At 71.8% G+C, this 22,880-nt stretch carries 24 protein-coding genes; 13 read left to right on the top strand and 11 right to left on the bottom strand.

All coding sequences use genetic code 11. The features are described from left to right. Positions 1–37: 37 nt before the first annotated feature. From MY520_RS06630 to MY520_RS06645, 4 genes are all read right to left on the bottom strand, one after another. Complete coding sequence (locus MY520_RS06630) at positions 38–1,516, bottom strand: Mu transposase C-terminal domain-containing protein (RefSeq protein WP_436691288.1); 1,479 nt, start codon at positions 1,514–1,516, stop codon at positions 38–40. Between the two features lie 5 nt (positions 1,517–1,521). Further along, entirely contained in the window at positions 1,522–2,049 is a 528-nt protein-coding gene (locus MY520_RS06635; protein WP_436691289.1) for a PD-(D/E)XK nuclease family protein, read from the bottom strand. Between the two features lie 111 nt (positions 2,050–2,160). After that, positions 2,161–4,068 carry a ThiF family adenylyltransferase gene (locus MY520_RS06640; RefSeq protein WP_436691290.1) on the bottom strand — a complete coding sequence of 636 codons (1,908 nt, stop codon included), beginning with the start codon at positions 4,066–4,068 and terminating at the stop codon, positions 2,161–2,163. Beyond that, entirely contained in the window at positions 4,068–4,433 is a 366-nt protein-coding gene (locus tag MY520_RS06645) for a hypothetical protein (RefSeq protein ID WP_436691291.1), read from the bottom strand. The genes MY520_RS06640 and MY520_RS06645 overlap by 1 nt, the downstream gene beginning before the upstream one ends. 190 nt (positions 4,434–4,623) lie before the next feature. Between MY520_RS06645 and MY520_RS06650 the strand changes: the two genes are divergently transcribed. The 11 genes from MY520_RS06650 (at position 4,624) to MY520_RS06700 (ending at position 16,861) form a co-directional block, all read left to right on the top strand. After that, positions 4,624–4,947, top strand: coding sequence for a hypothetical protein (locus tag MY520_RS06650; protein ID WP_436691292.1), 324 nt, complete (start codon positions 4,624–4,626; stop codon positions 4,945–4,947). Between the two features lie 152 nt (positions 4,948–5,099). After that, the gene (locus MY520_RS06655) at positions 5,100–5,978 is read left to right on the top strand and encodes a helix-turn-helix domain-containing protein (RefSeq protein ID WP_436691293.1); all 879 of its coding nucleotides are present in this window, start codon (positions 5,100–5,102) and stop codon (positions 5,976–5,978) included. Positions 5,979–6,106: 128 nt separating this feature from the next. After that, positions 6,107–7,879: an FAD-dependent oxidoreductase gene (locus tag MY520_RS06660; RefSeq protein ID WP_436691294.1), complete on the top strand. Its 1,773-nt coding sequence runs from the start codon at positions 6,107–6,109 to the stop codon at positions 7,877–7,879. Beyond that, entirely contained in the window at positions 7,876–8,814 is a 939-nt protein-coding gene (locus MY520_RS06665; protein ID WP_436691295.1) for an intradiol ring-cleavage dioxygenase, read from the top strand. The genes MY520_RS06660 and MY520_RS06665 overlap by 4 nt, the downstream gene beginning before the upstream one ends. After that, positions 8,811–9,884, top strand: a complete 1,074-nt coding sequence (locus MY520_RS06670; RefSeq protein WP_436691296.1) for a maleylacetate reductase — start codon at positions 8,811–8,813, stop codon at positions 9,882–9,884. The genes MY520_RS06665 and MY520_RS06670 overlap by 4 nt, the downstream gene beginning before the upstream one ends. Positions 9,885–9,989: 105 nt before the next feature. Beyond that, entirely contained in the window at positions 9,990–10,835 is an 846-nt protein-coding gene (locus MY520_RS06675; RefSeq protein WP_436691297.1) for a mycofactocin-coupled SDR family oxidoreductase, read from the top strand. Positions 10,836–11,151: 316 nt separating this feature from the next. Further along, positions 11,152–12,774, top strand: coding sequence for an FAD-dependent oxidoreductase (locus MY520_RS06680; RefSeq protein ID WP_436691298.1), 1,623 nt, complete (start codon positions 11,152–11,154; stop codon positions 12,772–12,774). A gap of 34 nt (positions 12,775–12,808) precedes the next feature. Continuing rightward, positions 12,809–13,273 (top strand): nuclear transport factor 2 family protein, encoded by a 465-nt coding sequence (locus MY520_RS06685; RefSeq protein ID WP_436691299.1) that lies wholly within the window; start codon positions 12,809–12,811, stop codon positions 13,271–13,273. A gap of 136 nt (positions 13,274–13,409) precedes the next feature. Beyond that, positions 13,410–14,375: a pirin family protein gene (locus tag MY520_RS06690; RefSeq protein ID WP_436691300.1), complete on the top strand. Its 966-nt coding sequence runs from the start codon at positions 13,410–13,412 to the stop codon at positions 14,373–14,375. A gap of 95 nt (positions 14,376–14,470) precedes the next feature. Next, complete coding sequence (locus MY520_RS06695; RefSeq protein ID WP_436691301.1) at positions 14,471–16,243, top strand: CE1758 family FMN-dependent luciferase-like monooxygenase; 1,773 nt, start codon at positions 14,471–14,473, stop codon at positions 16,241–16,243. Between the two features lie 18 nt (positions 16,244–16,261). Beyond that, on the top strand, positions 16,262–16,861 hold the full coding sequence (locus MY520_RS06700) for a nitroreductase family protein (RefSeq protein ID WP_436691302.1): 600 nt from the start codon (positions 16,262–16,264) through the stop codon (positions 16,859–16,861). A 16-nt stretch (positions 16,862–16,877) separates the two neighbouring features. On the opposite strand, the gene MY520_RS06705 is transcribed toward MY520_RS06700, so the two are convergent. Continuing rightward, the gene (locus MY520_RS06705; protein ID WP_436691303.1) at positions 16,878–17,261 is read right to left on the bottom strand and encodes a winged helix-turn-helix transcriptional regulator; all 384 of its coding nucleotides are present in this window, start codon (positions 17,259–17,261) and stop codon (positions 16,878–16,880) included. A gap of 209 nt (positions 17,262–17,470) precedes the next feature. Between MY520_RS06705 and MY520_RS06710 the strand changes: the two genes are divergently transcribed. Next, entirely contained in the window at positions 17,471–18,052 is a 582-nt protein-coding gene (locus tag MY520_RS06710; protein WP_436691304.1) for an NADPH-dependent FMN reductase, read from the top strand. 22 nt (positions 18,053–18,074) lie between these two features. Here MY520_RS06710 and MY520_RS06715 read toward each other — a convergent pair whose 3' ends face one another. The 6 genes from MY520_RS06715 to MY520_RS06740 form a co-directional block, all read right to left on the bottom strand. Beyond that, the gene (locus MY520_RS06715; RefSeq protein ID WP_436691305.1) at positions 18,075–18,551 is read right to left on the bottom strand and encodes a carboxymuconolactone decarboxylase family protein; all 477 of its coding nucleotides are present in this window, start codon (positions 18,549–18,551) and stop codon (positions 18,075–18,077) included. A 23-nt stretch (positions 18,552–18,574) separates the two neighbouring features. Next, complete coding sequence (locus tag MY520_RS06720) at positions 18,575–19,612, bottom strand: DapH/DapD/GlmU-related protein (protein WP_436691306.1); 1,038 nt, start codon at positions 19,610–19,612, stop codon at positions 18,575–18,577. 16 nt (positions 19,613–19,628) lie between these two features. Beyond that, the gene (locus MY520_RS06725; RefSeq protein ID WP_436691307.1) at positions 19,629–20,132 is read right to left on the bottom strand and encodes a VOC family protein; all 504 of its coding nucleotides are present in this window, start codon (positions 20,130–20,132) and stop codon (positions 19,629–19,631) included. Positions 20,133–20,214: 82 nt separating this feature from the next. Then, a complete protein-coding gene (locus MY520_RS06730) occupies positions 20,215–20,559 on the bottom strand; it encodes a GNAT family N-acetyltransferase (protein WP_436691308.1) in 345 nt (114 codons plus the stop codon). Between the two features lie 34 nt (positions 20,560–20,593). Further along, the gene (locus tag MY520_RS06735; protein ID WP_436691309.1) at positions 20,594–21,361 is read right to left on the bottom strand and encodes a pirin family protein; all 768 of its coding nucleotides are present in this window, start codon (positions 21,359–21,361) and stop codon (positions 20,594–20,596) included. Between the two features lie 84 nt (positions 21,362–21,445). Continuing rightward, positions 21,446–22,006, bottom strand: a complete 561-nt coding sequence (locus MY520_RS06740) for a YceI family protein (RefSeq protein WP_436691310.1) — start codon at positions 22,004–22,006, stop codon at positions 21,446–21,448. Between the two features lie 92 nt (positions 22,007–22,098). Between MY520_RS06740 and MY520_RS06745 the strand changes: the two genes are divergently transcribed. Continuing rightward, positions 22,099–22,593 (top strand): MarR family winged helix-turn-helix transcriptional regulator, encoded by a 495-nt coding sequence (locus MY520_RS06745; RefSeq protein WP_436691311.1) that lies wholly within the window; start codon positions 22,099–22,101, stop codon positions 22,591–22,593. Positions 22,594–22,880: the final 287 nt, after the last annotated feature.

Here is a 22,880-nt window from a genome sequence, read left to right on the forward strand (position 1 = left end):
CGCACCACCCGGGCCTCGTCCAGGCCGGCCAGGGCCATCAGAACAGCCGTCCCTGCTCGCCGCCCTCGGCCGCGGGCTTGGCGAACAGCTCCTCGAGGGCCTGCACGCCGCCGCTGAGCAGGTCGTCTTCGGGGGTGACGACGACGCGCTTGCCGTCCTTGTCCTTCGCCAGCTTGTGCACGGTGTCGTGGCCCTTGCGGCGGATCCGGTTCACCGCGGTGAAGCGCTGCTGGGCCTTCGCGCGGGCCGCCTGACGGCGCTCGATGGTCTCCTGCTTGGTCTCGTCGGTGGCCGCCTGCACCGGCACGGCGGTGCACAGGTGCACGCCGTCGAGGAAGACCTCGATGAACGACCGGTCGTGCGGCAGGTGGCGGATCTCGACGTGCCGGCCGATCTTGTCGACCAGCTCGGGGGCGAACCAGTCGATGGTGTCCCAGCGGATACCGGTCCGGTTGACCTTGCACCGGTCCCTCGACACGAGGAAGTCGTTCCAGAGCTGCTCGGGGGCGATCTCGTCGAGCGGCGTGCCGTCGGCACGCCACGCCTGCAGCGGGGTCATTCCGGTGGTGCGGATGACGTGGTTGACGGCGTAGTCGTCCATCCAATCGGCCAGCAGCACGAGGAACTCGTCCTCGCCGAGCGCGGCGTCGGAGATGGCGCTGTTGCCGCGGAGGTCCTGCGGCCCCTCGCTGTAGCCGGGCAGGGGAGGCAACAGGCTGGTCTTCAGCGTCCGCCAGAACCGCTCCAGCCGGCCCTTCAGGTGCGGGCTGTAGGCCGGCAGCGCGATGGGCATGACGTTGAGCCGCAGGCAGGACTCGGTGATCAGGGTGGCGAGGAACTCCAGGCCGCGGTCCCACACCGCCTTCAGCGGGCGGCCGCCGACGACGGTGTCGCCGTCAGGGGCCAGGCGGAGGGTCATCGCCTGCACCAGGGCCGCCCGCACCTCCTCGGCCGTGGGCCGGCCGAAGGTGACCACCCAGGAGAGGACGTAGCGGGTGGAGCCGTCCATGACCGCGGTGATCCACGGCTTGACGGCGTGCTTGAACCCGCGGGGCACGACGAAGATCGGCAGCTCGGTGTGGTCCAGCAACAAGCTGTGCATCCGGTGCGGGTAGTCGTTGCGCAGGTACAGCTGGTGCTCCCGGTAGCCGGCCGACCCGCCGCGCGCGTACTCGATCTGATTGCCCATCACCTCGCGTACCCGGCGCCGGAAGGTCCGCTGGCTGGGAAGCGGCATCGTCTTGGCGAGCAGCTGGTACGCCTGGGCCAGCACGCCGCAGCACAGGAAGACGGCGGTGATGACCGCCTCGGTGACGGTGAACTGGCCGCCGCCGTCCTCGGCCGGGGCGGCCTTGACCTTCTGCAGGGTGCGGCGGATGTGCTTGCTGCTGTAGCCGCTGATCTTGGCCTGCGCGCGCAGGTCCGCCGGCGTCAACGGCCGGGTCTGCTCGAGCTCGAGCAGCTCGTCGACCGCGCGCTGCAGCGCGCTGCGCATGTACTTGGGCTTGTTGGGCATCGGGGTCACTTCTTCGCGGTGAGGTAGGGGGATCGGTGCAGGGGCACCCGGCTGCCGTCGGGCCGGACCAGCACCGAGCGGTGCGGTTCGGTCAGGCTCAGCAGCCGGATGCCGATGAACCGGTCCGGCCACAGCTGCGTTGCGCAGTCGAGGTAGCGGCGGACCTGCGCCGTGGTGCGGGCGAGGCCGAGCTCGCGGGGACTGCCGGTCTTGATCTCGTCGATCAGCACCCGGTCGCCGCTGTCGCGCCAGACGAGGTCGACCCGGCCGACGCCGACGTCGAGCTCCGTGCCGGCGAAGATCCAGGTCGCCGGGGGCAGCAGGTGCCAGAAGTAGCTGCCGGACAGCGCGGCGACGTTCTGCCGGTGCGCGCGGGCCTCGATGGGCGCGAACGCGCCGAGGGCGCGGTCGGCGGCCGCGCGGAGGTCGGTCGGGGAGGGGCAGCGGGTGCGGGCGGCCAGCGTGCCGATCGTGGCGTGCACGAGCACGCCGACCTGTCCGGACCGGGCGAGCTCTTCGTCGTCGTGGAACACGTGCGGGCACCGTCCGGTGCCCGCCGTGGTCGTCAGTCGGGTAGCGCAGCCAGCGGCCCAGCAGGCCGCGGTGCTGTGGGCCGACCGATGAGCCGGGTGGCCGTGGCCGTGTCACGGTGCCCGGCGGGGCGGGGATCCGGGAAGGACGTCACCCGAGCGCGGACCGTGCAGCGGGCACCCGGGGTGCGCCGTGAGCAGGCGTGCCTCCCATCGGGGATGGCGCGGTCCACCTCGCCCGTGCAGGGACAGCACCTGTAGGTCCCCGAACGGAGCATGCCCGGTCCGCTGCCGCGGTGACGGGTCGGCGGACAGCAGGGCGAGCGCGGTGCGGGCCGCCTGCAGGGCGACGTGTCCCAGGTCGGGGTAGGAGCCGACGTAGGTGGGGTGCGAGCAGCCCACGGGGGTGATGTCGCCGTCCGGGTGGGCCGGCGGCCACGGCACGGCGCGGTCGGCGCGGTGCAGCTGCAGGCACTCCCAGCAGCCGCCGCCGGCGGCCGGGAGGGTCACGATCGTGCCGCCCCAGCCGCCGGCGGTGGCGGAGGCGGTCAGCAGCGGTGTGCCGGCCGGCCGCAGGTGCGCGGCGAGGAACCGCGTCACGGTCGGGCTGGCGGAGGCGTCGACGACGAGTGTGCTGCCGAGCAGCCCGGGGAGTTCGCGGCCGTCGTCGGCCCCGAGGTCGCGGATGCCGCAGGTGAGCCGGACGTGCGGGTTGGCCTCAAGGATGCGGGTCGCGACGGCGAGCACCTTGAGGTCGCCGGCGTCGCGGATGCCGGGGAGCTGTCGGGCGTTGGTTGCGGGGTCGTGGGTGTCCCCGTCGACCAGCCGGAGTGCTCCGACGCCGGCGCGGGCCAGCTCCAGGGCGATCGGGCCGCCCAGCGCCCCGACGCCGACCACCGTCACCGTCGCGTCGGCCATCGGCCTGTTGACGTCGTCGGGCAGTCGGGCGGTGAGGTCGCCGGGGCCCATCGCGTAGCCGCGACGCGCCGTCACCCACACGCCCTCGCGGGCCCCTGCCTGGGCCGGTGCCGAGCCGGCCGGAGGAGCCGGCCACAGGGCGCTGAGGTCGAACAGCGAGAGCTGGTTGTCGGCGATCGCCTCCCCGGCGCGGCCCTCGTACCGGTGCCCCGGCGCCTCCCGGTCGAGGAGGAGGAAGTCCTCGTGCGGACGTCGTCGTTCCCGCTCCGAGGGCACCAGGAGCACCAGCGTCTCCCGGCGAGCGCCGTGCGTGACCGCGGGCACGGTCGCGCCCAGCTGTGCCCATCCCCGATGCCACAGCTCCGAGGGCTGGAGTGGCCCCGAGGGCAGGGTGGGGAGACGGACCCACGGGACCCGGGCGGCCACCCGCAGCGGAAAGGTCCGAGCGGCCCACAGCACGTGCTGGTCGCCGTCCAGCAGGGTGACCAGCGCGTGCACCGGGTTGCCGGCGTGACCGACGGACACCAGGTCGGCCAGGCCCCCCGGGACCTCGGCGGACGGCGTGCACGCGGAGTCGACCAGCAGCGCGCCGGTGACCAGGCACAGCCGGGTCCAGGCCGGCTCGGCTCCGGCCTCCAGGCCCAGCGTCGCGGGGTCGGTGCCCGGGTCACGGCCGGCCGCGAGCAACCGCGGGAGCTGGACAGAGAGCAACTCGGCCACCGTCGCGCCCGGCTGCCAGTCGTCGTCCACGGCGAGCAGGCACAGGGCGCCGTGGTTGGTGGCGTTGCGGTGGCGCACCAGCCCCGGCAGCGGCTCGGGCAGGTACACCCGAGGCGGGAACCACGGGTAGTTCGTTGGGTAGCGGACCAACAGCTCGAGCCGGTCCGGGTCGCCCGGCTGCGGCGCCGGGTGCCGCCAGCTGATCCGCAGTGCCAGCCGAGGTCCGAGGTCCGCGCCGGGCGCGAGCTGCTCGGCTTGGCCGAGGGTGGAGCGCCGGGACCAGGTGGCGCCGACGGCGGCCAGCGCAGCGGCCTCGGCCTCCCAGACGTCCGGGTACGCCAGCCACCAGGGCGCAGGTCCACCGGCCGCCGTCGGCGCGCTCATCAGCCCACCGGCCGGGGGTGCTCGCCCGCAGGAGCGGCCCACACCGGCGGCGCCAGCGCGATGTCCTCGACGACCGTCTCGTCGGTCGTCGTCCGGCTCTCGCTCTGCGTCGTCGTCGTGGTGGTGTGCCGAGTGAGCCGCCGCTGGCCAGCACTGCGCGGGACGGTCGGGGACTCCGGCGGGGCGGGCGCCGTGGGCGGCAGCGGCGAGGGCGGCTCGGTGTCCGGGCTAGCGGGCGGCGCCTGGGGCTCTGCGGTGCCCTCACCGTTCCCGCCGCCGAGCTCGGCGTCTGGGCTCACCGCGGCCCCCTGCGAGTCAGGGAGCGGGGCGTCCGCTCCGGTGGGCTCGTTGATGTCGTCCGGCATGGGACGTCCTCTCGGTCCGGCCGCTGGGGATCAGCGGCAGCGGCCGAATCGCAGCCGGGACCTGCCGAGGGCTGCACCAATCGTCATGGATCCTTCCGAGCACTAGCTCGAAACTGATGACGAATCCCGCCACCCGACCGGGTGACGGCGACGAATGCGGTGGATCGACTCAGCCGGCACCTCCAGGGCCGTGATCCGTCCCGGCGCCAACCACATCGACCGCCGCCGGCGGCTCAGGCCGCGCGACTACCTCAGCGATCCCCACGCCTTCGGCCGCCAAGCCGACGTCATCTTCCGCGTGCCGCCCGGCGGGGACGCCGTCTCCGCAGCCGTGGCGCGGGTCCAGCACCAGCTGGTGCTGGACTGGCGCGCCGCCCGACCGCGCCGCATGGGGAGCCGGGACGCCCGGGTGTTCCGGATCTCCTCGTCGACGTGGAGCTCGAGCGTGCTCGGGGAACGGTGGATGGGGGAGACGGTCATGGCTGCGGTCCTCCACGCCCTCAGCCACCGGTGAACGCATGGGGGCGGGTTCGACGCGAGACTTGCAGTGGGTGATTTGCACGTCGCCGTCGGCGGTGAGTAGCACCTCGACGGCTCCAGCGTGACTACGCTCGACGAACGACCCCAGGGTGAGCGTGCACCGGATCGGCATGAGGGACGGCCTGAGTGACCAGCGAACTAGGGCTCCTGGACACCAACGGGATCCTTCAGCAGCCGTGGATCAAGCCCGAACGGACCAGCGCGGGGCTGGGGTGGGACAAGCAGTACCTGTCGGTGCAGCGCGAGCGTCCCTACCGCGAGTCCTTCGGGGCCGCCGGCACCCACCTGGTGATCCTGCATCGGGACGGGCCGGTGACCGTCCGCCGGGGCCAGGGGAAGCTCAGCCGTTCTCGGCAGGTGCCCGCGGGAGGGCTGTTCATCCACCCGGCGGGGCGGGACCTGACCGTCGAACTCGGGGGCGCCCTGAGCACCGTGCACCTCTACATCACCGACGACCTGGTCCAGGACGCTGCCGGCGGCGATCGGCCGGTCGAGCTGGCGGAGGAACTCGGGATCGGCGACCGGCTGCTGGAGCAGCTCATGCTCTCGATGGACGAGACACTGCGCCGCTGGGAGCCGGCCGCCCGCACCTACCTCGACCAGCTCGGCAGCATGGTCGCCGCGCAGCTGGTGCGCCGGCACGGGGCCGGGGCGGGTGCGGTCGATGACCGTCCCCCGGGCGGGTTGGGCGATTGCCAGTTCGCGGCGGTGCGGGCGGTGATGGAGGAGCGGCTGGCCGACCCGGTGTCCCTGGCCGAACTGGCCTCGATCGCCGGGCTGAGCGTCAGCCAGTTCAGCCGGCAGTTCAAGGGACGGACCGGCCTCGCGCCGCACCGGTTCCTGCTGGGCCTGCGCGTCGACCAGGCGTGCCGGCTGCTGCGCACCGACTCCGCGCCCATCGCCGACATCGCCGTCCGGTGCGGCTTCTCGCACCAGGAGCACCTCACCCGGGTAATGCGCGCACACCTCGACACCACCCCCGGTGCCGTGCGCCGCGGTTCCTGAGCCTCCCGTCGCGTCGACGACGCGCATTTCGTGCAGCGAAGTCGGCCGGATCGTGCAGGAAGCCCCCTGTGGTCGGCCCCACACTCAGAGACGAGATGTGACCCGAGCAACAAGGGAGAGGGCATCCGATGCCAGACCTCGACACCGACGTCCTCGTCGTCGGCAGCGGGCCGGCCGGTTCCGCGGCCGCACTCGCGCTGGCCACCTACGGCGTGCGGACGACCGTGATCACCAAGTACGGGCGGCTGGCCGACACGCCGCGCGCGCACATCACCAACCAGCGCACGATGGAGGCCCTCCGCGACCTCGGCGTCGAGGAGGAGGTGATGGCCGAGGCCGCTCCGCAGGAGCTGATGGGCAATCTCGTCTACTGCACCTCGATCGCCGGTGAGGAGCTCGGCCGGCTGCATGCCTGGGGCACCCGTCCGGACCGGCTGGCCGACTACACCGCGGCCAGCCCGTCGCGGATCTGCGACATGCCGCAGGACCTGATGGAACCGGTGCTGCTGCACAACGCCCAGTCCCGCGGCGCGAAGGTGCGCTTCGACACCGAGTACCTCTCCCTGCAGCAGGACGACGACGGCGTCACGGTGCACGTACGGGACCGGCTGCGCGGCGACGAGTACGACCTCCGCGTGAAGTACGTGATCGGCGCCGATGGCGGCCGCAGCCAGGTCGCCGAGGACATCGGGCTGCCGCTGCGGGGGCAGATGGGCGTCGGCGGCAGCATCAACATCGTCTTCGAGGCCGACCTGTCCCACCTGGTCGCCGACCGGCCGTCCGTCCTGTACTGGGTGCTGCAGCCGGGCGCCGACGTCGGCGGCATCGGCGCCGGCCTGGTGCGCATGGTGCGGCCCTGGCACAAGTGGCTGATCGTCTGGGGCTACGACATCAACGGCCCGGCGCCCGACCTCACCGAGGAGTTCGCACTGTCCATCGTGCGCAAGCTCGTCGGTGACGACTCGGTCAAGGTGTCGATCACCTCGAGCTCGGCGTGGACGGTCAACCACCTCGCTGCCGAGCGCTACTCGGCCGGGCGGGTGTTCTGCGCCGGCGACGCCGTGCACCGGCATCCGCCGTCGAACGGCCTGGGCTCCAACACCTCCATCCAGGACTCCTACAACCTGGCGTGGAAGCTGGCCGCGGTGCTCAAGGGCCAGGCCGAACCGGGTCTGCTTGAGACCTACTCGGCCGAACGCGCCCCGGTCGGCAGGCAGATCGTCGACCGCGCCAACCAGAGCATCGCCGACACCGCCCGCATCTACGACGCCCTCGGCCTGCTCAACACCGCGGACCCGGAGGTGATGGTCGAGCACATGGCCGCCCGCAAGCAGGCGACGCCGGAGGCGGAGAAGCAGCGGGCGGCGCTGCGCGAGGCGATCGCGTTCAAGGACTACGAGTTCAACTGCCACGGCGTGGAGCTGGACCAGCGCTACGAGTCCTCTGCGGTGGTGCCCGACGGTACCGCGCCGGAGCAGCCGGTCCGCGACCCGCAGTTGTACTCGCACACCACCTCGCGTCCCGGTGCGAAGCTGCCGCACACCTGGCTGACCACCGACCACCGGCGCCAGGTGTCCACCCTCGATCTCGGCGGGCGTGGCCGGTTCACGGTGTTCACCGGGATCGGCGGGGACAGCTGGGTGCGCGCCGCGGCGGTCGTGGGGGAGCGGCTGGGCATCGACGTGGCCGCCGTCGTCATCGGCCCCGGCCAGGAGTACGACGACCTGTACGGCGACTGGGCCCGGGTCCGCGGCATCGACGACGGCGGGGCGCTGCTCGCCCGCCCGGACAACTACGTCGCCTTCCGCCAGGCCGGCGCCGCGTCCGACGCCGAGGCCGAGGCGGCGCTGGAGAGCGCACTGCGCACCGTGCTCGATCGCGCTCAGGCGGTGCAGGCATGAGCAACCGTGCGCTGTTCAGCGAGGAGCGCTCGGCCGAGGTCGTCGCCGTCAGCTTCGCGAACACCCAGGACCCGCGGCTGAAGCAGGTGCTGACCTCGCTGGTCCACCATCTGCACGCCTTCGTCAAGGACGTCGAGCTGACCGAGGCCGAGTGGGGGACCGCGATCGACTTCCTCACCCGCACCGGGCACATGAGCAACGAGGTGCGGCAGGAGTTCATCCTGCTGTCCGACGTCCTGGGCGTCTCGATGCTGGTGGAGACGATCAACCACCGCACCGGCGGCACCTCCACGGAGTCCACCGTGCTGGGCCCGTTCCACATGGTCGAGTCCCCGAAGCGGGAGCTCGGTGACGACATCAACCTCGACGGCAAGGGAACCCCGTGCCTGGTGTCCGGCCGGGTGACCGGCCCGGATGGCGAGCCGCTGGCCGGCGCGACCGTGGACGTGTGGCAGACCAACGAGGACGGCTTCTACGACGTCCAGCAGCCGGGCATCCAGCCGGCGGGCAACCTGCGCGGGCTGTTCACCACCGACGCCGACGGCCGCTACTGGTTCCGCTCGGTGGTACCGCGCTACTACCCAATCCCCGACGACGGCCCGGTCGGACAGCTGCTCGCGGCGACCGGCCGGCACCCGAACCGGCCGGCGCACCTGCACTTCATCGCCTCGGCCCCGGGCTATCGGCCGGTGACCACGCACGTGTTCGTCGCCGACTCGCCCTACCTGGACTCCGACGCGGTCTTCGGCGTCAAGGACAGCCTGGTCAGGGATGTGCCGGAGGTCGACGACCCGGCCCGGGCGGGCGAAGTCGGCCTGCCCAACCCGTTCCGCACCCTGACGTTCGACCTCGCCCTGCTGCGCGCGGACCACGCGCCCCCGGCGGCCCAGCCGGCGGACGTGCAGCCGACCGTCGTCAAGGGGGTGCCGTCGTGATCCGCCCGTTCACCTACCAGGCCTTGCCCATGCGGGTGGTGTTCGGCCCCGGGTCCCTGGCCAAGCTGCCCGACGAGGTCGAGGCCCTGGGGTTGACCCGCGTGCTGGTCCTCTGCTCTCCCGAGCAGGAGGACACCGGACGCATGGTGGCGGCCGCGCTGGGTGGGCGTGCCGCCGGGGTGCTGGCCGAGGCCCGGATGCACGTGCCGATCGAGGTCGCCACCCGCGCCCGGGACCTCGCCGGTGAGCTCGGCGCCGACGGCTGCGTCGCGGTCGGCGGCGGCTCGGCGGTCGGGCTGGGCAAGGCCATCGCGCTGGAGCACGGGCTGCCCGTGATCGCGGTGCCGACCACCTACGCCGGGTCGGAGATGACCCCGGTGTGGGGGCTCACCGAGGGCGGGGCCAAGCGCACCGGCCGGGACGACCGGGTGCTGCCCAAGAGCGTCGTCTACGACCCGGAGATAACGCTGACCCTCCCGTCCCAGATGTCGGCCACCAGCGGCATCAACGCGATCGCCCACGCCGTCGAGGGGCTGTACGCCCCGGATGCGACGCCGATCGTCTCGCTGATGGCCGAGGAGGGCACCCGGGCGCTGGCCACCGCGCTGCCGGCGGTGGTCGCCGACGGCGCCGACCTCGACGCCCGCGGGGAGGCCCAGTACGGCGCCTGGCTGTGCGGCGCGGTGCTCGCCGCGACGACCATGTCGCTGCACCACAAGCTCTGCCACACCCTGGGCGGCACGCTGGACCTGCCGCACGCGCAGACGCACACCGTGGTGCTGCCGCACGCGCTGGCCTACAACCAGCCCGCCGCACCCGACGCGGTCGCCGCGCTCTCCCGGGCGCTCGGCGGCGTGCCCGACCCCGCCCGGGAGCTGTGGGAGCTCGCCGGCCGGCTCGGCGCCCCACGCTCGCTGCGCGAGCTCGGCATGCCGGAGGAGGAGATCCCGCGGATCGCCGACCTCGCCGTCGCCAACCCCTACGCCAACCCCCGTCCGGTCACCCGCGACGGCGTCGAGGCCCTCCTGCACGCCGCCTGGGCCGGCCAGCCACCCACGGCTCTGCAGTAGGAGCCCCCAGGCACCCGGAACGCGGGTTCCAGGTCGGAGCACCGGCTCCGAACACCCCAGCGCTGGGTTCTCTTCATCGTTGCCCTGACACAACCAGGAGTCGCAATGGGACGGATGGACGGCAAGGTCGTGCTGATCACCGGCGCTGCCCGGGGACAGGGCCGAGCACATGCGCGGAGGTTGGCTGCGGAGGGCGCGGACATCATCGCCGTGGACCTGGCGGGCCCGGTGGAGACGGTGACCTATCCGGCCGCTTCACCCGCTGACCTCGCCGAGACGGTCAAGGCCGTGGAGGAGCTCGACCGGCGAGTCGTGGCCCGGCAGGCCGACGTCCGGGACACGGAGGCCCTGGCCGCCGCGGTGCGCGACGGGATCGGCGAGCTGGGCCGGCTGGACGGCGTCGTCGCCAATGCCGGCATCCTCAACGCGGTCAAGCCGTCGTGGGAGCTGGCCGAGGACGACTGGCAGACGATGCTCGACATCAACCTCTCCGGCGTCTGGCACACCACGAAGGTGGCGATCCCGCACCTGCTCGAGCAGGGCCAGGGGGGCTCGATCGTGCTGATCAGCTCGACCGCCGGGTTGCGGGGCATCCCGGGCATCGCGCACTACAACGCGGCCAAGCACGGCGTGCTGGGGCTGCAGCGCACGCTGGCCAACGAGCTGGCCGAGCACCGCGTCCGGGTCAACTCCATCCACCCGACCAACGTGCGGACGACGATGATCGAGAACGAGTCGAGCGCCCGGATCTACCGGCCGGACCTGGAGGACCCGACGTTCGACGACGCGATCCCGGCCCTGGCGAAGATCAACATGTGGGACGTGCCCTGGGTCGAGGTCGAGGACGTCGCCAACGCCGTCCTCTTCCTGCTCTCGGAGGAGTCCCGATACATCACCGGGGTCGCACTCCCGGTCGACCTGGGGATGAGCCAGAAGTACTCCGGCGCCTGAGCGTTCCGGCGGCCTGCCCAGGGAAGGGGCTCTACCAGCTATGGCGAGCCCGCGACGAGTTCCTGCGCGGCCACGGTCTCGACCAGATGCGAGCGCAGCCCCTCGAGGGTTTGCGACCGGCTGGGTGTCCCGCAGCGGAACACCCAGCACCGACATGACGCGGGCCACACTGGGCCCCCGAGCGGACATCCTCCCAACTCACAGCGAGGTTCTCGTGGTCGCTTCGAATCAGACCCCGGCTTCGGCGGCTGGTGCCGCCCCGACTCTCTCCGCCCGCGAATCGGCCGCCCCGGTCACCGGCGATCGACCCGCTGACGTGGTCACCGACGTGATCGTCGTCGGCGGGGGCGGCGGCGGACTCCCGACGGCACTGTTCAGCCGCTGGCTCGGCAACGAGGTGGTGCTGCTGGAGAAGGCACCCGAGCTCGGCGGCACCGCGAAGAAGGCCGCCTTCTGGTACTGGGTGCCCAACAACGAGCCGATGCGCGCCCTCGGGATCGCCGACGAGGAGCAGGACTTCCTCCGCTACGTGGCCCGGCTCGCCCGTCCCACCGCCTACGACCCGACGTCGCCGACCCTGGGGCTGTCCCAGTGGGAGTACGACATGTGCCGGGCCATCTACGCCAGCGCCTCCCCGGCGGCCGAACTGCTGGCCGAGAAGGGTGCGCTGGAGTACCGCCACTGCCCCGACGTCAACGACTACTGGTCGGAGATCCCCGAGGACAAGGCGCCCACCGGGCGCGTCCTCGTGCCGCGGGAGGCCCGCGACACCATGTCGGACGGCGGCGCCGTGGGCACCGCCGCGATGGCCGCGGCCGCCGCGCGGGACGGTGTCGACATCCGGGTCAGCCACCGGGTGCAACGCCTCGTCGTCTCCGACGGCGCCGTCGTCGGGGTCGAGGCCACCACGCCGGACGGGCGCACCCACCGGTTCGCCGCGCGCAAGGCGGTGATCTTCGCGACCGGCGGCTTCACCCACGACCTGGACCTGCGGCGCAACTTCCTGCACGCCCCGGTCTACGGCGGCTGCGCCGCGCTGACCAACGAGGGCGACTTCCTGGCCATCGCCGGCCCGGTCGGCGCCCAGCTGCGCAACATGAACTACGCCTGGATGTGCCCCGTCCCCCTCGAGCGCGCCGTCGCACGCGACCCCGGCATGATCGGCATGTTCTCCGTCGCCGGCGACTCCACGATCTTCGTCGACAAGACCGGGCGTCGGGTGGTCAACGAGAAGCTGCAGTACAACGAGCTGGCGCAGAAGTTCTTCACCTACGACGGGGAGAACAGCGAGTACCCCTACCTCGTCCTCGTGCAGCTCTGGGATCAGCGCAGCCAGGACCACTCGGCCAGCGACGAGTACGGCCGCCAGATCGTGCCGCCCGGCACCGACGACTCCCACGTCATCCGCGGCGAGACCCTCGAGGAGCTCGCCGACGCCGTCGCCGACCGGCTCTCCCGGTACGCGCACGCCACCGGCGGGCTCACCCTCGATCCGGCCTTCGTCGCCAACCTCCGGCAGACGATCGAACGGTTCAACGGCTTCGCCGAGCGTGGCGTCGACGAGGACTTCCATCGCGGCGAGAAGCCGGTGCAGCTGCTGTTCAACGGGCCGGTCAAGGACGAGCCGGGCCGCGTCAACCCGACCATGTGGCCGATCAGCGACAGCGGCCCCTACTACGCCAGTCTCGTCACCGGGGGCACCCTCGACACGAAGGGCGGCCCGCGCACCAACACCGAGGCGCAGGTCCTCGACGACACCGGGACGCCGATCCCCGGCCTCTACGGCGTCGGCAACTGCGTCGCCTCCCCGTCCGGCCAGGCCTACTGGGCCGGCGGCGCCACCCTCGGCCCGATCATCGCCTTCGCCTACCGGGCCGCGCAGGCCGCCGACCGCGAGACGATCCGCGAGCCCCGCCCGCTCGCCGCCACCTCGTCCTGACCAGCTCGTTCCTCTTCGAGACAAGGAGTTCCCCGTGGCCGTCGCCACCCAGACGATGACCGACGAGCAGCGCAAGTCGGTCGCCCTCGAGTACCTCAAGGCCTTCGACAACGCCGGCACCACCTCCACCGGCGGCAGCATCCTCGACCTGTTCGCCGAGGACGCCCAGGTCATGTTCCCCAAGTGGGGCCTGGCCACCGGCAAGAAGGAGATCGGCCAGCTGTTCACCGACATCGGCGGCACCCTCACGTCCATCCAGCACCACTACAGCGAGTTCACCTGGATCTTCTCCGGCTCCGACCTGGTCGTCGCCGAGGGCACCAGCCACGGGGAGCACCGGGACGGCCCCTGGCGGGCCGGTGTGCCCGAATGGGGTGCGGGCCGCTGGTGCGACGTCTTCGAGATCCGCGACTTCCTCATCCAGCGCTGCTTCATCTACCTCGACCCGGACTACGCCGGCCGGGACACCGCCCGCTACCCCTGGCTGTCCCAGGACTGACAGGCCGGCTGCGACCTCCGGCCAACCGCGCCGGCCGGAGGCCGCAGAGCCGGTACAGCCCGAGGGTGGCACGCGGTGCCGCCCATCACTCTGGTGAACACCCTGCAGGACGCGAGACGAGCAGACCGGAAAGGGCGTGGTCTCGGTGGAGGACCAGCTGTACGGCGGAACGGTCGCGACCGCGCCCGAGCCGGAGAGCGTGCTGCTGCCCGGGCACGACGTGCCGCTGGGGCGCTACACGACCGTCCGCCGGCTGCTGCCGCAGAGGCAGCTGCGGATGGTCGGTGCCTGGTGCTTCGTCGACCACTTCGGCCCCGAGGACGTCAGCGGCCGCCCCGGCATGCAGGTGGCGCCGCACCCGCACACGGGTCTGCAGACGGTGACCTGGCTGGTGGACGGCGAGATCGTGCACCGCGACAGCGTCGGCAGCGACCAGCCGATCCGGCCCGGGCAGCTCAACCTGATGAGCTCGGGGCACGGCATCGCGCACTCCGAGATGTCCCCGGCGGAGCACCCGCCGGGCATGCACGGACTGCAACTGTGGGTGGCGCTGCCGGAAGAGGAGCGCCACGGCGAACCGCGGTTCGAGCACCACGCCAAGCTCCCGGTGCTGCAGGACGGGAACGCGACGCTCACCGTCCTCGCCGGGCGGTTTCGCTCCGTCGAGTCACCGGCCAGCGTCCACACGCCGCTCGTCGCGGTGGAGATGGTGGTCCGGGGGCCGGGCTCGCACCGGCTGACCCTGGAGCCGGCGTTCGAGTACGGCGTCCTGACGATGTCCGGCGCCGTGGACGTCGGCGACGCCACCGTGACGCCGGGATCGCTGCTGTACCTGGCCCCGGGCCGGTTGGAGCTGACCGTCGAGGCCCCGGGCGAGGCGCGGGTGATCCTGCTCGGCGGTGAGCCGTTCGAGGAGGACCTGGTGATGTGGTGGAACTTCGTCGGCCGCTCCCACGAGGAGATCGTCCAGGCCCGGGAGGACTGGATGGCCGGACGGCGGTTCGGCCAGGTCACCAGCTGCAGCGCCGACCCGCTAACGGCGCCGGCGCTGCCCACGGTTCGGCTCAAGGCCCGCGATCGCCACGGGCGCACCCTCGGCTGACCGTCACATCGCGGGAGACCACCCTCCGGGGAAATAGATGACGTGTCATGCACCTCGTACGAGGAACATGACCCGTCATCCACTTGGAGGATGAGATGCAGTTCGGGATCTTCTCGGTCAGCGACGTCACCACTGACCCGACGACCGGTCGCACGCCCAGCGAGGCGGAGCGGATCAAGGCGGTCGTCACGATCGCGAAGAAGGCCGAGGAGGTCGGCCTGGACGTCTTCGCCCTGGGGGAGCACCACAACCCGCCGTTCTTCTCCTCCTCGCCGACGACGACCCTGGCCTCGATCGCCGCGCAGACGTCGACGCTGCAGCTGTCGACGGCGACGACGCTGATCACCACCAACGACCCGGTGAAGATCGCGGAGGACTACGCGATGCTGCAGCATCTGGCCGACGGCCGGGTCGACCTGATGATGGGGCGCGGCAACACCGGCCCGGTCTACCCGTGGTTCGGCAAGGACATCCGCGACGGCATCGATCTGGCCGTCGAGAACTACGCCCTGCTGCGCCGGCTGTGGCGCGAGGACGTCGTCGACTGGTCGGGCAAGTACCGCACGCCGCTGCAGGGCTTCACCTCGACCCCGCGGCCGCTGGACGGCGTCCCGCCGTTCGTGTGGCACGGCTCGATCCGCTCCCCGCAGATCGCCGAGCAGGCCGCCTTCTACGGCGACGGGTTCTTACACAACCACATCTTCTGGCCGCCGGAGCACACCCAGCGGATGGTCGAGTTCTACCGCCGCCGGTTCGAGCACTACGGCCACGGCGCGGCCGACCAGGCCATCGTCGGGTTGGGCGGGCAGGTGTTCATGCGCAAGAACAGCCAGGACGCGGTGCGCGAGTTCCGCCCCTACTTCGACAACGCCCCGGTCTACGGCCACGGCCCGTCGCTGGAGGAGTTCAGCACCGAGACCCCGCTGACCGTGGGCAGCCCCCAGCAGGTCATCGAGCGGACGCTCGGCTTCCGCGACTACGTCGGGGACTACCAGCGCCAGCTGTTCCTCATCGACCACGCCGGCCTGCCGCTGAAGACCGTGCTGGAGCAGCTGGACATACTCGGTGAGGAGGTCGTGCCGGTGCTGCGCCGGGAGTTCGCCGCGCTCAAGCCCGCGCACGTACCCGACGCCCCGACCCACGCGAGCCTGGTCGCCGCCGCCGGCGGGGCGAAGGACGCGACGGTGTACGCCCCGGCCGATGACGTCACCGGTCAGGGTGCAGGAGGTGCCGACCCGATGAGCACCCGCACCCTTGCCGTGGTCAGCGCGGGGCTGTCGGTCCCGTCGTCGACCCGGCTGCTGGCCGACCGGCTGACCGCGGCCTCCGTCGCCGCCCTGCGCGAGCGGGGTGTCGATGTCACCGTGGAGGTGGTTGAGCTGCGTGAGCACGCCCGCGACCTTGCCGACAACCTGGTCACCGGCTTCCCCAACGCCGCGCTGCGCGCCGCGACCGAGACGGTGACCGGCGCCGACGGCCTGATCGCCGTCACGCCGATCTTCTCGGCCTCCTACAGCGGCCTGTTCAAGACCTTCTTCGACGTCGTCGACAGGGACGCGCTCACCGGCAAGCCCGTCCTGCTCGGCGCCACGGCGGGCACGGCGCGACACTCGCTGGCCCTGGAGTTCGCGCTGCGCCCGCTGTTCGCCTACCTGCGGACGACCGTCGCCCCCACCGCCGTTTTCGCGGCCTCCGAGGACTGGGCCGGCGGCGACGGCGTCAGCCGCGCACTCAACGAGCGGATCGAGCGGGCCGCCAGCGAGCTGGCCGACCTGATCGCCGGCCGCCCGGCGGCCACCCCGATCGATCCCCTCGAGGAGCCGTTCGGCGGCACCCCGCCGTTCGAGCAGCTGCTCCGCAGCGTCTGACGGAAGAACAGGTTGATCATGACCCCGCCGAAGACCGCCGAGACCTCCGTGCCGGTCCACCCGCTTCTGGCACAGCGGTGGAGCCCCCGCGGACTGGACGCCACCCACGCGCTCGACGAGCGCGCGGTGCAGGCCCTGCTGGAGGCCGCCCGGTGGGCGCCGTCGGCGAACAACAGCCAGCCGTGGCGCTTCCTCGTGGGCCGCCGCGGCGACGACACCTTCACGCGGCTGCTCGGCGTGCTCGCGCCCGGCAACCGCAGCTGGGCCCACGCCGCCAGCGCTCTGGTCCTCGTCGCCGCGCAGACGGTCGACGACGCCGGCCGGCCGCGCCCCTGGGCGCTGTTCGACGCCGGCCAGGCCGTCGCCGTGCTGAGCGTCCAGGCCGAGGCCGACGGGCTGAGCGTGCACCAGATGGACGGATTCGACACCGACGCCGCCCGCCACGAGTTCGGCCTCGACGCCGAGCTCACGCCGCTGGTGGTCCTCGCGGTCGGCCGGCACGACCCCCATGCGAAGCTGCCGGACCCGCTCGCAGCCCGCGAGCGCGCATCCCGCAGCCGCGAGCCGCTGGAGGCATTGCTGCTTGCGGCGCCCGGGGCCGCCAGCCGCGCGGCGTGACCTGTGATGGGCGGCGTCACCCTGGGCCCGCGTCCCGGATGGCGCCGTCGTAGCGCTGCCGGGCCGCGATGACGGCCCGCCCGTTCTTCTCCGCCCAGGCTCGGATGGCGCGAGCCGGCTCGCACAGGCTCGCTCCGAGTTCGGTGAGGCTGTACTCGACGTGCGGGGGTACGGCGGAGTACTCCTGCCGGACGACGATGCCGTCACGCTCGAGCTCGCGCAGCGAGGCGGTGAGGACCTGTGAGGTCACCCCGGGGACCAGCGATCGCAGGCGGGTGAACCTCAGCGGGCCGCCCTTCAGTGCGAGGACGATCAGCAGCGTCCACTTGTGGGCGAGGACGTTGAGCGCGAGGCGCGTCGGGGAGCCGACCCCGTAGTCGGCCAGCAGGTCCTCGGACATCGGGGCCTCCGTAAGGGTCGGTCAGGTTGCACTGACCGTCGTCCCGACAGCTACGTTCGCCTCCGCCCTCCCTGGCACGCAACTGCACCAAGTCCCCGGCCGGCGCCGGCGGGGGGCCTCGACAGCTGCCGGGGAGCCCCGCGTGCCCGAGACCGGCGGCGTGCGGACCGCGGCTTCACGGCATGACCCACGCCGACGGGAGCAATGACATGGGTGAGCCCAGGAAGACCTACAAGGTCGGCTACTTCGTGGGGAGCTTGTCCTCCACGTCCATCAACCGGATCCTGTCCCGGTCGTTGATCCGGCTGGCTCCGCCTGACCTGGAGTTCACCGAGATCCCCATCGGCGATCTCCCGCTGTACAGCCAGGACTACGACACCGACTACCCACCCGAGGCCAGGGCGCTCAAGGAGGCGATCGCCGGCTCCGACGCCGTGCTCTTCGTGACGCCGGAGTACAACCGCTCCATCCCCGGTGCCCTGAAGAACGCCATCGACTGGGCCTCGCGGCCGTGGGGGCAGAACTCCTTCCACCACATCCCGGCCGGCGTGATCGGGGCGTCCATCGGGGCGATCGGCACCGCGGTCGGCCAGCAGTCCCTGCGCGCGGTCCTCAGCTTCTGCAACGCGCGGCAGATGACCGCGCCCGAGGCGTACATCCAGTACACGCCGGAGCGTTTCCGCGACGACGGCGAGGTCATCGACGAGTCCACGGCGAACTTCCTGAAGGACTGGGTGACCGAGTTCCGCGACCACGTGGTGCGGGTCCTGACGGTGTTGCCGCGGCCCTGACCGACTCGGCGCTGTCCGCCGGTCAGGCCGTTCTCGGTCGCACCGGATGACCGCTGATGATCGAGATCCGGTTGAAGGCGTTCATCGTGATGGCGAGCCAGCTGACCGCCGAGAACTGATCGGCGGTCAGCTCGTCCCGCGCGCAGGTTCGCTCGCGTTCTCGCACGGCGTGCTCGGGCAGAATCGTGATGGCCTCGGCGAGGGCCAGGGCTGCCCGCTCGATGGGCGTGAACAGGTCGACGTCGCGCCACGCGGGGAGGACTGCGAGGCGCTGCGGCGTCTCGCCGTTCTTCACTGCCCGGCGCACGTGCAGGTCGAGGCAGAAGCCGCAGCCGTTGAGCTGGGAGACGCGGATGTTGACCAGCTCGACGAGCAGCCGGTCCAGCCCGGCCGCCTGGGCCGTGGCAGAGACCTCCGAGGCCACCGCAGACATGGCCCGGTAGGCATCTGGGCTCTGCTTGTCGATGAACAGCCTGTCGTACTCGGCCGTGAGGCTCACGTGGACTCCAGGGGATCGGGTTGTCAGCGGTCGATGCGTCGGATGACGTCGACGGCGTCGCGGGGGAGCGCCCACGTCGGGCGGCCGGGGGCCTCGGCGAGGGTCTCCACCGCTCGTGCGGGGAACCCATCCAGAACGCTGCGGGCGGGGTGGGTGTCGCGCTGCTTGACGCAGGCCCCGGCCCGAACGACGGACTCTGGGCCGACGCTGCTGAAGTCGCAGACGATCGCGGCGGGCTCGACGACGGTGCCGCGGCCGATGTGGCAGCCGTGGATCATGGCGCCGGGGCCGATGACGACGTCGTCCTCGATGACCAGCTCGTTGTCGGGCAGCAGATGGAGGACGGCGTTCTCCAGGATCTGGACGCGCGAGCCGATGCGGACCGGGCCGTGCGAGTCGCCGATGATCTTCACGCCGGCACCGATGAGGGTGTCCTCACCGACCACCACGTCTCCGGTGATCTCGGCGCTGTCGAACAGCAGCGTGCCGGCGCCGAGGACGGGCTCCTTGTCGCGGTAGGCGTAGAGGGTGCCCATGTGTGCTCCTGCCTGCAGGGCGGCGGCCAGCCGGTGGCCCTGGTAGTCGGTGAGGTCGGTCTGGTGCTCCCGGAGCACCGCCAGGCGTTCCCGATCGGCGTCGGTGGCGGTGCGGATGGCGTGCGGCGGGCGACCGACCAGCACCGTGGACGGTGGGATCACCGTCCCGGTCGGGACGAGCGTGCCTTCGCCGAGGATGCAGCCGTCCCCGAGCCGCGAGCCGGGCATGAGGATCGCGCCGTTGCCGATCTCGCACAGGTCCCCGACGGTCGCGCCGATGATCTGTGCCCGGTGGCCGAAGACGGTGCGCTGCCCGATCCGCACGGGGTGCTCACGGGTGCCGACCACGACGCCGTTCTCCAGGACCGCGGAATGGTTGCCGATCGACACCGACTCGTCGTGCGAGCGCACCACGGTGCCCTGGGCGATGATCGCGCCGGCACCGACGTGGACGTTGCCCAGCAGCCTGGCCGAGCCGGCGATCTCGGGCTGTGGCTGGTCAGGGAGCAGCCGGTTGAGGCTCATGACAGCAACTCGCCCATCAGAGGACGTGGTGGCCGTACATCTCGCCGAGCGGGTCGGCGATCAGCTCGATGCGGGCGCCGTCGGGGTCGCGGAAGTAGACCGAGACGCCGCTGTGCACGGCGTGCTCCACCCCGGCGTCGGTGAGCCGCTGCACCAGCTCCCTCCAGTGCTCGGGGTCGACGCTGATCGCCATGTGGTGCAGGCCGCCGAGCACCTCGGCGTAGGCGCCGACGTCCAGGCCGGGGAAGTCGAAGAACGCGACGAGGTTGCCGTTGCCGATGTCGAAGAAGAAGTGCGAGGAGCCCGGGTAGTCGCGGTTCTCGATCAGCTCGGTCAGCGGGAAGCCGAGTACGTCCTGGTAGAAGCGCACGGTCGTCTCGACGTCGCTGCTGATCAGCGCGGTGTGGTGCAGGCCGCGAGCGGTGGACGACGGGCGCTCGCCGGCCGGCTTGAGGTGCGCGGAGCGAATGCGGGCACGCTCGGCTTCCAGGGCGGCTGGGTCGGGGGTGGTCGTGGTCATCTCGGATGTCCTCTCAGGTCGGACGGGGACCGGTCTGCCCAAGATGCACCTGGCGGCCGGGCTGTGGGGTGGTCGTGATCGGTCAGGGGCGGTCGGGCTGGTCGGAGGCAGGAGCCAGCTCGAACTCGGCCCGGCGGTCGTCCGGCACGAGGTCCAGGTAGGCGGGGTGGCGCTGGATGTAGCCGCGGATGAACGGGCAGAACGGCAGCACCGGGGAGCCCGCCTCGCGGGTGGTGTCCAGGGCGCCCCGGGCGAGCACGGAGCCGAGCCCCCGACCCTCGTAGGCCGGTTCGATGACGGTGTGGGTGAAGGCCACCGAGGACTTCGTCCGCCGGTACTCGGCGAACCCGGCGACCTCGCCGTCCACGAGCACCTCGAAGCGGCCCGCCTCGGGGTTGTCGACGACCTTCGGTTCGGTGTCGGTCACGGTTGTTCCTTCCTCTCGTGCGCAGGGGAGCGGCTCAGGCAGCGGTCGCGTGCATCTCCCACACGAGGACCTCGGCGGCCTCGGTGGCGGTGATCCGCTGGCCGCCGGTGGCGGTGAACCGGACGGCGTCGCCGGTGCGCAGCTCGCCGGCGCCCTCCAGGGTCACGGTGCCGCGCGGGACGAACAGGTGCAGGAACGGGGCCTCGGGCAGCTCGACGCTCTGGCCGGGCTGCAGCCGGGCGGCGTAGAGCGCCGCGTACCGGTTGTGGATGCTGATCGCGGCGGCGCCGTGGTGCTTGGCCATGCCGGAGGCGACGGGGACGAGGCCGCCGGTGAGCAGGGCGTCGTCGATCTCGAGCTGCTCGTAGCCGGGGGTGATGCCGCCCTCGTCGGGGACGACCCACATCTGGACGAAGTGGACCGGGTCGCGGTGCTCATCGCCGCCCTGCAGTCGCCAGGAGTCGTTCTTCTCGCTGTGCAGGATCCCGGTGCCGGCGCTCATGCGCTGGGCCAGGCCCGGGTAGATGACCCCGTTGTGCCCGGTGGAGTCCTGGTGCACCAGGGAGCCCTGCATCACCCAGGTGACGATCTCCATGTCCCGGTGCGGGTGGGTCTCGAAGCCGAACCCGGGCGTGACGATGTCGTCGTTGTTGACCAGCAGCAGTCCGTGGTGCTGGTTGTCGTGGTCGTAGTGGTGACCGAACGAGAAGGAGTGCTTGCTGTCCAACCACCCGATCTGGGTGCTGAATCGCTCGTCGGCGCGGCGGACGTCGACGCGAGGGGTGAGGGTGGGAGTGCTCATGTCGGGTCCTCCGGACGAGGGGCGGGATGAGGATCGGGCGCGGGGCCGCCGGCCGCAACCGGCCGGCGGCAGCCCGCCGGGCGATCAGGCGTTCTTGACCGCGGAGACCTCGAACTCCAGGACGATCTTCTCGCCGACGAGGACGCCGCCGGTCTCGAGCGCGGCGTTCCAGGTGATGCCGTAGTCCTTGCGGTTGATGGTCACCTTGCCGTCGAAGCCGATGCGCTGGTTGCCGAACGGGTCCGTCGCCGCGCCTTCGAACTCGAAGGGCACGATGACCTGGTTCGTCACGCCCTTGATCGTCAGGTCACCGGTGACCTCGAAGGTGGCGTCGTCGACCTGGTGGATGTCGGTGGAGACGAAGGTGATCTCGGGGTACTCGGCCAGCGCGAGGAAGTCGTTGCTGCGCAGGTGCTCGTCGCGCTGGGCGTTGCGGGTGTCGATGCTCGTGGCCTTGATCGCCAAGCGGACGCTGGAGTTGGCCGGGTTGTCGCCGTCGACCGTGGCGGTGCCCTCGAACTCGTTGAACGAGCCGCGGACCTTCGTGACCATCGCGTGCCGGGCGACGAAGCCGATGCGGGTGTGGCTCGGGTCGAGGGTGTAGGTGCCGGTCAGGTCGGTGAAGGCGGGGGCGGCGGTGGTCATGGGGAACTCCGTAAGATGTAGATGACGTGTCATGTACTGCTGACTGATAAGCTACATGACACGTCATCGAATGCAAGAGGGAGACACGTCACATGTCGCAGTGGCTGACGGACGACGAGCAGCGGGCCTGGCGTGGTCTGGTGCAGATGACCTCGCGCCTGGATGCGCGGCTCAACCGCGAGCTGCAGCAGTCCTCCGGGCTGTCGTTGGCTGACTACGACGTCCTGGTTCTGCTCACCGAGGCGCCCGACGGGCGGCTGCGGATGTTCCAGCTCGTCGACGACCTGCAGTGGGAGCAGAGCCGGCTGTCCCACCACATCGCCCGCATGCAGCGCCGCGGCCTGGTTGCGCGCGAGGAGTGCACCACAGACAAGCGCGGCGCCTTCGTCGTGCTGACCGACGCCGGCCGGGAGGCCATCGAGAAGGCGGCGCCAGGCCACGTGGACACCGTCCGCCGGCTGGTCTTCGACGGGCTGTCGGGGGAGCAGGTTGCCATGCTCGAGACGTTCGTCGGCCGGGTGCTGTCCCGGCTGGCACCGACCGAGGAAGCGGCGCCCGCGGGCGGCCGGGTGCACGGACGATCCTGACCAGGTGGGTCGTCGGCCAGGGACCTTTCGCGTACCACAACGCATCAGCTGTTGCGGCGAGATGCGTGACGCCCCAGCGGCGTCACGGACGGTGGCGAGCATGAGCAGGTCGAAGGTCGCCGGGCAGTTGTTGCTGTTCAACGTCGACGAGGTCGAGCAGTCGGTGGCGGCCGCAGCGGAGTGCCGGGACAGTCGCCGACGGACCCTGCGGGAGGCGACTGCGCACCCCGGGAGCAACTGGACGGTCCGGGTCACGGCAGGCAACGAGCCCGCCCCCGATCCGTCCC

The sequence above is a fragment of the Geodermatophilus sp. CPCC 205506 genome, assembly GCF_051383635.1.
GTDB lineage: Bacteria > Actinomycetota > Actinomycetes > Mycobacteriales > Geodermatophilaceae > Geodermatophilus.